The sequence below is a fragment of the Psychrobacter sp. genome (assembly GCF_035469765.1).
GTDB lineage: Bacteria > Pseudomonadota > Gammaproteobacteria > Pseudomonadales > Moraxellaceae > Psychrobacter.
The window spans coordinates 1-12,521 of sequence record NZ_DATIRM010000133.1; the positions used below are offsets into that span (position 1 = coordinate 1).

The window sequence follows — 12,521 nt, forward strand, 5'->3', positions numbered from 1 at the left end:
TTATTACCGGCAGAGTTTACCAAACGCCGAGCCAATCGCGGTATGGAAGCATTAACCATTACGCCAGACCAAAGCACGCTTGTGGGTATCATGGAATCCTCTATGGACAATCTTGATAAGTCAGGGCGTCTGTCTAGCTTGGTACGCATTATTACTATTAATTTAATCTCAGGGCAAATAGCACAATATTTATATCGTTTAGATAATGCAAAGCATGTGGCGTCAGGAATCGTTGCTATTAATGACCATGAGTTTTATCTGATTGAGCATGACCGTAAGTTTCCATTACAGGATAAAGCGGCAAAAAAACTTATCTATAAAATTGACCTCTCTCAGGCAAATAATATTGAAGATATGCTAAGTAATGAAAGTATCAAACAAGATGAAAATCTTGGCTTGACTATCAATGGGCAAGCGCTTGAGCAATTGATAGCAGAAAATGAAGAAAACTGGCAAATACTGCAAGAGATGGCTATTAAGCCTGTTAAAAAAACCTTGGTTGTTGATGTGCTTACTACACTAGATTATCCGCATGATAAGCTTGAAGGGTTATGGTTACGGCAAGATGGCTCGTTAGGTTTACTTAATGATGATGACTTTGCGATGACAGATACAGAGATAGTCGATGCAAAGAGTACGGTTGAGCAAAAATATTTAGATGCAGAAAAAACCATAGAAGATGCCAATCGGCTTTATCTTGTGATGCCAACTGAGTAGATATAGTCAGGGAAAAGCAATATCGATACATAACATACTGCTGATATCAATTTTTCTTGCTTGCTGTGCCTACGCAGACAGAGGCTGCAAAAAATTTATACCAGCAGTACCGTAGCGTTTTTAAGGTATTTTAACTATATGAATAGTTAGAGATAAGTTACAATCTTTATCGCTAGCCAAAAAGAGACCTCGATTGAGGTCTCTTTTATTACTGATATTTTATTTAAGAAGCTAATTATTTAGATAGCTTTTGAGAAACGGTTTTTATGTTTCTTTTCCAGATATTCATCGAATACCATGGCTACGTTGCGACCCAATAAGCGTCCTCTTGGCAGGACGCGGATACCGGCAGCATCCATATCAATCAAACGGTCTTTTTGCATATCATCTAGTTGTTGAATCTCATCGATAAAGTAGGTAACCGCATCGATACCAAATTTCTGATTGATGTCTCTAAAATCCATATAGTCATGACATAATAAATTCATAATGACATATTCACGTAAGCGATCTTTGATAGAGGTTTTAATCACGTTAACCGCTGGCATGATGGTAGGATTGCTACGTGCCGCATCGATATTGTCTTTATAAACCTGCAAATCGGTATGATTTTGTAGGATATAGCTGTTATTAGCGTTTGCAATTTGGCTGATGGAAGAGACGCCAAACCCCAATAAATCACAGTCGCCCATGATGGTATAGCCCTGAAAGTTACGATGTAATTTTCCTTCACGTTGGGCAACGGCAAGCTCGTCATCAGGTTTGGCGAAATGATCGATACCAATATATTGATAGCCTGCTTCGGTTAAGGTGTTGATGGTATTACCGAGCATGGTGAGCTTGGCAGCTGGGGTAGGTAAGTCCTCATCTTTAATTTGTCGTTGAGATTTAAAGCGCTCAGGTAAATGAGCATAATTAAATACCGACAAGCGATCTGGCGACATCTCAATGATACGGCGTACGGTTTTATCTAATGTTGCTGGGGTTTGATGCGGTAAACCATAAATCAGATCGATATTAATAGAATGAAAACCTAGCTCACGCGCTTCTGCCAATACATTTTCAATCAATTCTGCGGAATGAACACGATTGACGGCAATTTGTACAGTCTCATCTAAATCTTGTACACCCAAGCTCACACGATTAAAGCCCAAGCTACGCAACACTTTTAAAGTTTCGCTACTGAGCTCGCGTGGGTCAATTTCGATAGAATAATCACCTTGGTCTTCTGGTAAAAACTCAAACTGCGTCTGTAAAAACTCCCACAACTGTATCAACTCATTATCTTGTAAAAACGTTGGCGTACCACCACCGAAATGTAGCTGTTTAACCAGTGGTTTTTTGCCGTCTTCTGGTAATTTTAATAAGCTGCGTTTATGCTTAATCTCAGCAATAAGGTATTCTAAATAATCACCTGCATCGCTGTTCTTTTTGGTGATGATTTTATTGCAAGCACAGTAATAGCAAAGGTGACGGCAAAAAGGGATATGAAAATAGAGCGATAGTGGCGCATGAGCTTCGCGTTCTTGCAGGATTTTTGTCTCAAGCTCCTCTGGCATCGGTGAAAACTCTAAAGCAGTCGGATAGGAGGTATAGCGCGGTCCTGAACGATTGTATTTATTGATGATCTCTTCATCAAATGCTGGTAGCTGCTTAGTACTAATGCTGCCACGAGTACTGGCATATGGGTTGTCCGGCTGCGTCACAGGGCGTACGGTAGTAGGCTGCTCGTTTGCGTTAAGTGAGTGCTCAGCTGTGCTATGAGTATCGAATGGTTCTGACATGCAAGATTCCTCGTGGTGACTGTGCCAATAGCCATATTGCTTAATCAGTGTATGGCTTTTTTGAGTCGAATATGGCGTTGCTAATAGCGATGATAACAATAACGGTTCGATAATGAGGAGTTGAGCTCATTATCAATAATGATGTAATGGTTAGCTCATCTGTTGATTCTCACTGGCTATATTTATTAAACAAGTTGTAAAAAATGACCACTAGAACAAGTAATAACCATTATAACAAATCATAGCTTATAGTGGCATAGTCAGCGGTTTTGGTATATACCCATAAGGTTGTATGATTGGGCTATAAAGAATCTCACTGACAATATTTTTTAAGTAAATTAAAAATAAAAAACAACATTTGCTCACTTATTAATAATCCTCTATTATCGATAAATCTCTATATAGGAAAGGCTTATGTCGTTTGCTCAAGTCTATACCCGCTCAGTCGTCGGGCTGCATGCGCCTGAAGTTATCATTGAGGTACATCTATCGCAAGGACTGCCTGCGTTGACCATAGTCGGTCTGCCAGAAGCGGCGGTACGTGAGAGTAAGGATAGAGTGCGCTCAGCGATACTCAACTCTGGATTTCAGTTTCCTAATAGACGATTAACGATTAATTTAGCACCCGCTGACTTACCAAAGGATGGTGCTCGCCTTGATTTGCCGATTGCGATTGGTATTTTGGCAGCCAGTGATCAATTAGATCCAGAGGTGCTAGCAGGATTTGAGTTTATCGGCGAATTGGCGCTCAACGGTGAGCTGCGGCAAGTAAGCGGTAGCTTGGCGGTTGCAAGAGCGATGAAAGCTAAGGTATTGGCGGCACAAATTTTAAAAGATAATGAACAGGTGATGTCACCAACACGGCAATTAATTGTCCCAACCATCAATGGGGCAGAGGCAAGCCGTGTGGAAGGAATAACCGTATTGGCAGCGACAAACTTAAAGGCAGTATGTAATCATTTGCAGTCGCTCACTGATAGCAGTCTTTTGGATGAGCGTTTAACGGCAGTAGAGCCAAGTCCTACCCAGCAGCATATAGGCTATCAAGTAGATTTGGCAGACGTCAAAGGACAGCATCATGCGCGGCGCGCCTTAGAGATTGCCGCAGCAGGTGGTCATTCGCTGTTATTTACAGGACCACCGGGTTCGGGTAAAACCTTGATGGCGTCACGCCTGCCAACTATCTTGCCAGATTTGAGTGCGGAGGATGCATTAGAGGTCGCCAGTACCTATTCGGTTGCAGATAGTGATTATGATTATGGCACACGGCCTTTTAGACAAGTTCACCATACGATATCAGCTGTTGCTTTGGTCGGTGGGGGTTCACGTCCCAAACCGGGTGAGATTACCCTTGCTAATAAGGGTGTATTATTCCTTGATGAGTTGCCTGAGTTTGACCGTACGGTGTTAGAGGTGCTGCGCCAGCCATTAGAGGCGAAACAAATTACCATTAGCCGTGCCAACTCGCAGATGACTTTTCCGGCAAATTTTCAACTGGTGGCGGCGATGAATCCATGCCCGTGTGGCTATGACGGCGATGGCTCAGGGCGGTGTCGCTGCCGTCCTGAGCAGATTAAACGCTATCAAGATAAGCTATCAGGACCACTACTTGATCGTATTGATTTGCATATCACCGTACCGGCATTACCGATTGCTGACTTACAAAATACGCAGGCAGGTGAAACCTCTGAACAAGTACGTGTGCGAGTATCTGCAGCACATAATCGCCAATTAATACGACAGCAAAAAGTCAATAACGAGCTAAACCCAAGCGAGATAGACAAATATATCCAGTTAGGCGCGGGCGAGCAGCAGCTATTACAGCTTGCCCAGCAAAGGCTGAATTTATCTGCTCGTGGCTATCATCGGGTATTACGCGTTGCACGGACGATTGCTGATTTGGCTGATAGTGCTGATATCACGAGCGCCCATGTATCTGAAGCGCTCAGTTATCGTAGTAAGTGATTCATGTTTTCGTTAAAAAAGCCCAGTAATATTTCCTGCTTCATCAACATCAATATGTTCAGCTGCAGGGCACTTAGGTAGACCGGGCATTTTCATGATAGGCCCACAAATCACGACGATAAACCCTGCACCAGAGGAGATGCTGATATCACGTACATGGATATTAAAACCAGTAGGTCGTCCCAGCAGTTTGGCATCATCACTAAGCGAATACTGTGTTTTGGCGATACAAATAGGCATCTTATCGAGATTTAATGCTTCTAGGCGGCATATTTTGGCTTGAGCTGAACTGCTGATATCAATATCATCTGCCCCATAAATACGCTGGGCAACCGTGCGAATTTTATCAGCGATACTATCATCACTGTCATAAGCCAAACGGAATTGGCTAGTCTGATTGCTATTATTTTGAGAGTATTCATCTTGAGCGCTACTATTCTCCATACTATTGTTTTCAATACTGTCATCAAATAGCTTGAGTAGGGTATTTGCTAAGGCTTCACCACCAACACCGCCTTTTTCCCATACTTGGGTTAGAGCAACCTCTACGCCTTTTTTCATACAAGCTTGTTGAACCAAATCGACCTCGGCATCGGTATCACTAACAAAGTGATTGATAGCGACTACTACCGGTAGACCATACACCTCTTGCATGTTTTCTATGTGCTTCATGAGGTTTGGCAGACCTTGCTCAAGCGCTGGCAAGTTTTCAATAGTGAGCTTGTCTTTAGCGACACCGCCATTGTATTTTAGCGCTCGGATGGTCGCCACTATAACGGCAGCATCTGGCGTGAGACCTGACAATCGGCATTTAATATCACAAAATTTCTGCGCGCCAAGGTCTGCACCAAAGCCTGCCTCGGTAAGCGTATAATCTGCCAAATGCATAGCAACGCGGGTTGCAATAACAGAGTTGCAACCATGGGCGATATTGGCAAACGGTCCACCATGTACGATAGCTGGCGTGCCTTCAATCGTCTGCACGAGATTGGGTTTAATGGCTTCTTTTAGTAATACCGCCATTGCTCCATGTGCGTTGAGATCTTTTGCATAGACAGGCTGTTTGTCTTTGCTAAAGGCGACTAAGATATTGCCTAAACGCTGTTTTAAATCGCTCAAATCTGTCGCTAAGCAAAAGATAGCCATGACCTCAGAGGCAACGGTAATATCAAAACCATCTTCACGCATCACGCCGTCGGTAGTCTTGCCAATGCCACTGATAATATTACGCAGTTGGCGGTCATTCATATCCACTGCGCGCCGCCAAAACACTTGTTTTGGGTCTATATTTAACTCATTACCTTGATAAACATGATTGTCTATCAGCGCCGCTAACAGGTTGTTTGCCGCCCCAATCGCATGAAAGTCGCCCGTAAAATGTAGATTAATATCTTCCATCGGCAGTACTTGTGCGTAACCGCCACCCGCTGCACCACCTTTAACCCCAAACACTGGCCCTATAGAGGGTTCACGGATAGCGACCACCGTTTTCTCACCACTATTTTGCTGTTTATGTATACGGTTTAATGCGTCAGCCAAGCCAATAGTAACCGTCGTCTTGCCTTCACCTGCTGGTGTTGGATTAATGGCGGTAACCAATATTAATTTGCTGTGCTTAGCTTTTGCGGGCATAGCAAATACATCATCTGGATTAATCTTTGCCTTATAATGTCCGTAAGGTTCGATGTTGACTGTCGATAAACCAAGTTTTTCAGCGATGAGAGTGATTGATTGTAAGGTCGCGCTTTGGGCAATAGCAATATCGCTAGGTACGGTCATATAAACAGTCTCTTGAGTCGGTACAAATTAGTGAGAATAGATATTTATCTAAAAGGCTTCACGGCTTGCTTAAAAGCGTATGAACCAGTTAGCTTTCAGCTATTAGATGTCTAATTTTTTAAAATATAGGCAACCAAAGAGGCAAAGTCATCAAAGGCTTCGGTAGGGTTGAGCTCACGGATATCTTGCCCATAATTATAGCCATAAGACAGTCCAAGAGTATCCATATTGGCATTTTGTCCTGCTACGATATCGTTTCTTGAATCACCAATCATGATTGCTTTTTCTGGAATAACATTCAACGCCTCACAGACATGTAATAACGGCGAGGGGTCTGGTTTTTTAGTAGGCAAGCTATCGCCGCCGAGCACTTCGCTAAACAAGTCTTGCCAGCCAAAGGATTGTAATATTTTTGGCACAAAACGAATCGGCTTATTGGTGACCAATGCCAGCTTATATCCTGCCGCTTGTAGCTTTCTGAGCCCACTATCGACATTGGGGTAAGCGACGGTTTTACTTCCACTGATATTTTTATAAGCATCAAAAAATACTTGTTCAGCATGGTCAACGGTTTCTTCGGTTAATTCACCTTCTAAAACTTCTATCTTACCAACCAAGGCACGCTCAACAAGCATCCTTGAGCCATTACCGACCCAATTACGAATGCTATCGAGAGGATAGGGCGTTTTGCCAAGGGTGGTCAGCATCGCGTTGGTCGCATCAGCCAAATCTGGCACGCTATCAATCAGAGTGCCATCGAAATCAAAAATTAAAAGTTGCTTATCCATTATTTCCGCCAGTTAAAAGTGCTACATTTTTTATTGATACTTGTTTGATTGTGATTACCATATAGTCAGGGAAAAGCAATATCGATACATAACGTACTGCTGATATCAATTTTTCTTGCTTGCTGTACCTACGCAGACAGAGGCTGCAAAAAATTTATACCAGCAGTACCGTAGCGTTTTTAAGGTATTTTAACTATAGCATAAGCAAACAGTGAGTCTTAATTTTGCCAATCTATTTATAGCGCTCGCGGTGTTTAGCCTTCATAGCTAGGTAGGTTTTATTTTCGCGGCACAAGTCCCATTTTTCTTTAAAGATACGTGCCGACTCTGCCTTGATAGGGTCTTCGATTTGCCGAGGTAGCTCTTCACGACCATGAGCGCCGCTTTGACCTTTTTTATCATCAGGGACAGCCCCTTTATATTTTTTGCCGCCTTTATGGTTTGCATAGCGACGGGCGCGGGTAAAACCCATTTGTATAAACTTGCGTGCCATATCAGCACCGACAAAATCATCGGCTGCTAGATAATCTAGAAACATCTGATAAATGATATCGCTGCTTTCTGTGGCGTTATCAGGAGTAGCAAAGCGCCAGTGTGGCAATATCTCAGACTTATAAGGCTCTACCAGTAGCACCCCTTGCTCACCGCGACCGACACGATAGAGCTCAGGCTGTACGCGCAAATCTAAATTCTTATAATCCAAGTCATAATCAAATTCTCTCATTATCTTACCTATCGGCTATCCATAGATAGCCTTAGTATAAAGAGCCTATACGATTCAAATGTAACACAGATATGTTATAGATCAGTGAAAGTAGGAATTAATAGAAGTTAGCTATTATTGCAGACATAAAAAAAGCCCCAAACAGTTATGTTTGGGGCTTTTTAGAACTCTTTAACGAATGGTGGCTCGAGGCAGGTTCGAACTGCCGACACACGGATTTTCAATCCGTTGCTCTACCGACTGAGCTATCGAGCCGTCTTCGTTGAGGCGCTATTAAACTAAATATAGCGGTTGCTGTCAAGAGTTTTTTACATTATATGTGATAAAAGAGCAAAAATAATGAACTATTTATCGAAATAAGGTTTTTTAAGCTAAAATCAGTCTTTCACACGTAGCAGATCGTATTCGGTCATAATACGATGAATATCGGCATCAACAGGGACAAATTGCCGCACGCCTTTTTTGACCTCAGCATCATAGACCAGTTTGATAAACTTAGCATCGATCGCACGACCACGATTTTGGGTGTGTACTGTCAGATATTGTAAGCGTTTGGCATCGGTCTGCCCATCATCAAAGCAGGCAACTGCGGCAATAGGCTTGTCATTAAACATACCGACATACAGATATTGACCACGCTTAAAGCCTTGCTCAATAATAGCCAGTACTTCAGCACCATCCGGTTGATTGTCATCTGTGTCATACAATGCTTGTAAGCGCTCGGCCAATTCATTTTTACGAGTCGGCTTTTTCATCAAAGGAGTTTGCAAGTCGTTAATGGCAATCGCTTCTAAAGGCATCGTGGCTTCCTATTAAATGTTTCAAATGTTTATATGGCATGATGTAATGAGCAGGGCGCAATGATTGATAATACTGAATGCACTATTTTAGCAGAATGAGGCAATTTTGTGCGTGGTTTACTGCTTGGTCATGGCAGTAAATCGTAGGGTTTGCTATGATGAAGATAGACAAGGTTTTGTATGCATCAAGGCTCATATTTTGGCTTGTTGAACAGAATTTTTGAATAAGCATTGAACTTATTTTTAGCTTGATTGTTTTATTATCTATTTTAGACGCTAGTAAGAATATATTGGGCGTTTTTCGCCCTATTTTATTGACCGCTTTTCATTTATAGAGAGTAGCCATGACCGCCAATTTAACGACGACAGCCAATATATCCAATACAACTGAGCAAAATCCTACGCAAAATCTAAATTTGCATGGTCGCCCTGAACGTATCGCGACTGTTGAGCGTATTACTGCTGAGACGCAAGTGACCTGTACGGTCAATCTTGATGGTACGGGTCAAGGTACTGTGGACACTGGCGTACCGTTTTTAGATCATATGATTGACCAAATTAAGCGTCACGGTTTGTTTGACTTAGACATCAAATGTACGGGCGATACCTTTATTGATGACCACCACAGTGTTGAAGATACGGGCATTACGCTTGGGCAAGCATTCAATAAAGCTTTGGGTGATAAAAAAGGCATCCGTCGTTATGGGCATTTTTATGCGCCACTCGATGAGGCATTGACGCGTGCAGTGGTTGATTTATCAGGGCGTCCTGGTTTACATATGGAGATTCCATTTACGCGCTCGCATGTCGGCACTTTTGACGTCGATTTATTTAGTGAATTTTTCTACGGTTTTGTGAATCATTCGTGGATGACGGTACATTTAGACAATCTCAAAGGCAAAAATAGTCATCATCAAATCGAATCTACCTTTAAAGCTTTTGCTCGTGCCCTACGTATGGCTTGTGAATACGATGAGCGTGCGCTAAATACCTTGCCATCGACCAAAGAGGCGTTTTAGATGAGTCGAGCCACGAAGATTGCACTATTAGATTATGGTATGGGTAATTTGCACTCAGCCAGCAAAGCATTGTCAGCGGTAGGGGCGGAAGTCTCTATCACCAATGATCCAAAAGTGGTTGCGGCAGCAGATAAGATTTTCTTCCCAGGTGTTGGTGCCATGCGTGATTGTATCTCTGGCATGCATGAGTCATGTATTGACGAGTTCATACGTCAATCTATATTTAATAAGCCTGTCATGGCTATCTGTGTTGGCATGCAGGCGTTGTTTGAGCAGTCAGCTGAGAATGGTGGTACAGCGTGTTTGGGTGTCTTAGATGGCAGCGTAGCAGCGTTTGACCCAACGTGGAAAGACGAGCAGGGCGCAACGATTAAAGTACCGCATATGGGCTGGAATACTATTAGTGGCATGGATTTTGAGCATCCATTATGGAATGGTATCGAAGACAAGGCGCATTTTTACTTTGTGCACAGCTATTACTGCGAGCCAGCAGATAGCTCGCAAGTGGCTGCTATTTGCGACTATGGTCAGCCATTCTGTGCCAGTATCTTGCAAGATAACTTATTTGCCACCCAATTCCATCCAGAAAAAAGCCATACCGCAGGCTTACAGCTATTAAAGAATTTTGTGGATTGGGATATTTAAAAATAGGTATTAAATATTTGGTTAAGTATTCAGGTTGGCAAAGGCGCAACCTGAGCGAGGAAGGAAAAAAGCACTACTTCGCCCTCGCGCAAGAGAGTTTGCATGGTCGAAAACTCTTTTTTCTTCTTATTTTAAGCTTAATTACTTCCTACTCTCTTATATGTGGAATAAATAGTGGATTTCTATATTTTCAAGAACGGCGTCATCAGTGCCACAGGATTGGAAAAAGATGCTTTACATATTTATGTTGGCATCAGCGTTTATCTATTAAGCTTAATCCTGATGCGTCCAATTTTTAAGAAGTACAGTGTCAGAGCATTTATTGCTTTAATAATGGTGACGGCTATCGCTTTATTGGGTGAGTATTTGGACAATCGGCATACGATTACAGAGCTAGGTATCTCAGATTTAGGGCCTGCAGAGATAAAGGCAAGCATTCATGATTTGATTAATACCTGTCTGCTGTCTTATATACTCTATGGATTTACCGTATGGACAAAGATTTTTCAATCAATCAATACAGTCAAACCTATGATCAAACGACAGAAAAAAACGGACTATTCATAAGTCCGTTTTTTTTGCTATTTAACTATTTTTATCATTGAAGTTATGATGCTTTGTTATTTTTAGCTGCATCATAAAGCTCACGTACTACTTCACCAATCACTCGAATACCGTCAATCAGTGTTTGCTCATCAGCAGCGATACTCATACGAATGCACTCGTGTGCATGCTGGTAGTCACTGACGTCGACACCGGGGAAGAAGTACTCACTTGGAACTATTAATGTACCTTTTTCTTTGAGGCGCTCGTACAGCTCAAGCGTACTAATCGGCAAGTCTTTAAACCACAACCATAAAAATATCGCGCCTTCAGGCTTATGAATTGCTAGTGGATAATCGCCCAACGCTTCTTTTAATAAGCGTACGGCAGTATTTGCTTGCTGCTTATAAAAGGGTTTAATCTCATTATCAGATAGCTGCTTGATACGGTCGTTCTTGACTAGTGGCGTGGCAATCGCCGCGCCAAAACGCGTCGGCGCGAGATTGACCACTGCATTCATGGCGCTAACAGCCGCAATGACTTTAGGAGCAGCGATGATAATCCCCGTACGCATACCAGGCAGGCCAATTTTAGACAGGCTAAAGCAGAGAATTGTATTGTCATCCCAAGTGAGATGCGCGTCAGAATAAATGATATTGGGAAACGGCATGCCGTAAGCATTGTCAATAATCAAAGGTATCTCATAACGCTTGGCAATCTCAGCTAAATGCGCCATTTCATCATCAGTCAAGACGTTGCCCGTAGGATTGGTCGGACGTGAGCAACAGATAGCGCCGATGCGACCTTCTTTTAGCGCTGGTAAATTCTCTAACGCCTCAAAGTCAACGCGATATTTAAAGAAACCTTCCTCACCATCATGAGTCACTTCATCGATATGCGGCAGTACAGCAGCGAAATGCTGACCTTCAATATGCACATCACTATAGCCAATATACTCAGGGGTCAATGGCAGTAAAATGGATTTGTCTACCGACTGGTTTTGTTCGTCAGGAAACGCTCCGCCGAATAAATTGAACAAGTAGAAAAAGGCATTTTGTGAGCCATTGGTCAGAGCAATATTTTCTGCCGTTAGATTCCAATCATAATGACGATTAAAGAAGCCGACTAAAGCATCAATAAAGGCAGCATCGCCTTGCGGATTGGAGTAATTCGCCATGCTAATAATCGCGCTACTATTGGCTTCACCCGTATCGTTATCATTACCAAGCGCTTTATAAGTCTCTAGAAACAGCTCATTGACCGCTTCAATCTTGGCAGGATTACCACCGCCAAGCATATTGACCGGTTTATCGCTGTTTAGCGCATCACCCAAATCATCCATCAATTGCGAGATACCAGTAGGTTGGGTAAATTTTTGACCGAACTTCGAGAATTTCATAAGGCTACCATGCTGTTATAAAGGATTATAAGAGAATATAAAGTGATATGAGATGTATTATTTAAAAAACAGGATAGCAAATAGCAAAATTTAAAGAGGTTAATACTAAACTAAAAAATAGGTTAGCTTAAGCTAAATAATGCTCAAGCTAACCTAAATTTTGAAAACGTTTACTAGAGCGTATCCTCAATTCAATCGATGGACATCTAAGTGGGCTAAAAATGGCTAAATTTTGTCAAACATCGTCAAATAGCTAGGTAATATCCCGATATTAACAGCACTACTTTCCTTGTTTGACTGCAATTTATCTCATTTTTATCTCCATTTTTAAAATGAGGACACGCCCTAATAATAAGAA

At 42.2% G+C, this 12,521-nt stretch carries 11 protein-coding genes and 1 tRNA gene; 5 read left to right on the top strand and 7 right to left on the bottom strand.

Going from position 1 to position 12,521, the window contains the following annotated elements; all coding sequences use genetic code 11:
- A partial coding sequence (locus VLN09_RS03815) for an esterase-like activity of phytase family protein (protein ID WP_325243866.1) occupies positions 1-717 on the top strand: 717 nt, incomplete at its 5' end.
- Positions 718-956: 239 nt separating this feature from the next.
- Here the strand turns inward: VLN09_RS03815 and hemN are convergent.
- A complete protein-coding gene (gene hemN / locus VLN09_RS03820) occupies positions 957-2,501 on the bottom strand; it encodes an oxygen-independent coproporphyrinogen III oxidase (RefSeq protein ID WP_325243867.1) in 1,545 nt (514 codons plus the stop codon).
- A 414-nt stretch (positions 2,502-2,915) separates the two neighbouring features.
- Between hemN and VLN09_RS03825 the strand changes: the two genes are divergently transcribed.
- Positions 2,916-4,466 carry a YifB family Mg chelatase-like AAA ATPase gene (locus VLN09_RS03825; RefSeq protein WP_325243868.1) on the top strand — a complete coding sequence of 517 codons (1,551 nt, stop codon included), beginning with the start codon at positions 2,916-2,918 and terminating at the stop codon, positions 4,464-4,466.
- 12 nt (positions 4,467-4,478) lie between these two features.
- On the opposite strand, the gene VLN09_RS03830 is transcribed toward VLN09_RS03825, so the two are convergent.
- The 5 genes from VLN09_RS03830 to VLN09_RS03850 form a co-directional block, all read right to left on the bottom strand.
- Complete coding sequence (locus tag VLN09_RS03830) at positions 4,479-6,245, bottom strand: formate--tetrahydrofolate ligase (protein ID WP_325243869.1); 1,767 nt, start codon at positions 6,243-6,245, stop codon at positions 4,479-4,481.
- 110 nt (positions 6,246-6,355) lie between these two features.
- Positions 6,356-7,033, bottom strand: coding sequence for a phosphoglycolate phosphatase (locus tag VLN09_RS03835; protein WP_325243870.1), 678 nt, complete (start codon positions 7,031-7,033; stop codon positions 6,356-6,358).
- 232 nt (positions 7,034-7,265) lie between these two features.
- Complete coding sequence (locus VLN09_RS03840; RefSeq protein ID WP_325243871.1) at positions 7,266-7,757, bottom strand: DUF4385 domain-containing protein; 492 nt, start codon at positions 7,755-7,757, stop codon at positions 7,266-7,268.
- Between the two features lie 179 nt (positions 7,758-7,936).
- Positions 7,937-8,012, bottom strand: a tRNA-Phe gene (locus tag VLN09_RS03845).
- 122 nt (positions 8,013-8,134) lie between these two features.
- Positions 8,135-8,557, bottom strand: coding sequence for a hypothetical protein (locus VLN09_RS03850; protein ID WP_325243872.1), 423 nt, complete (start codon positions 8,555-8,557; stop codon positions 8,135-8,137).
- Positions 8,558-8,901: 344 nt separating this feature from the next.
- Here VLN09_RS03850 and hisB point away from each other — a divergent pair, with 344 nt between their 5' ends.
- From hisB to VLN09_RS03865, 3 genes are all read left to right on the top strand, one after another.
- Positions 8,902-9,576 carry an imidazoleglycerol-phosphate dehydratase HisB gene (gene hisB, locus VLN09_RS03855; RefSeq protein WP_325243873.1) on the top strand — a complete coding sequence of 225 codons (675 nt, stop codon included), beginning with the start codon at positions 8,902-8,904 and terminating at the stop codon, positions 9,574-9,576.
- Complete coding sequence (hisH, locus tag VLN09_RS03860; protein ID WP_325243874.1) at positions 9,577-10,221, top strand: imidazole glycerol phosphate synthase subunit HisH; 645 nt, start codon at positions 9,577-9,579, stop codon at positions 10,219-10,221. It begins immediately after the preceding gene.
- A gap of 174 nt (positions 10,222-10,395) precedes the next feature.
- The gene (locus tag VLN09_RS03865) at positions 10,396-10,788 is read left to right on the top strand and encodes a hypothetical protein (protein ID WP_325243875.1); all 393 of its coding nucleotides are present in this window, start codon (positions 10,396-10,398) and stop codon (positions 10,786-10,788) included.
- Positions 10,789-10,828: 40 nt separating this feature from the next.
- Here the strand turns inward: VLN09_RS03865 and VLN09_RS03870 are convergent, their stop codons facing one another.
- Positions 10,829-12,163, bottom strand: coding sequence for a valine--pyruvate transaminase (locus VLN09_RS03870; protein ID WP_325243876.1), 1,335 nt, complete (start codon positions 12,161-12,163; stop codon positions 10,829-10,831).
- Positions 12,164-12,521: the final 358 nt, after the last annotated feature.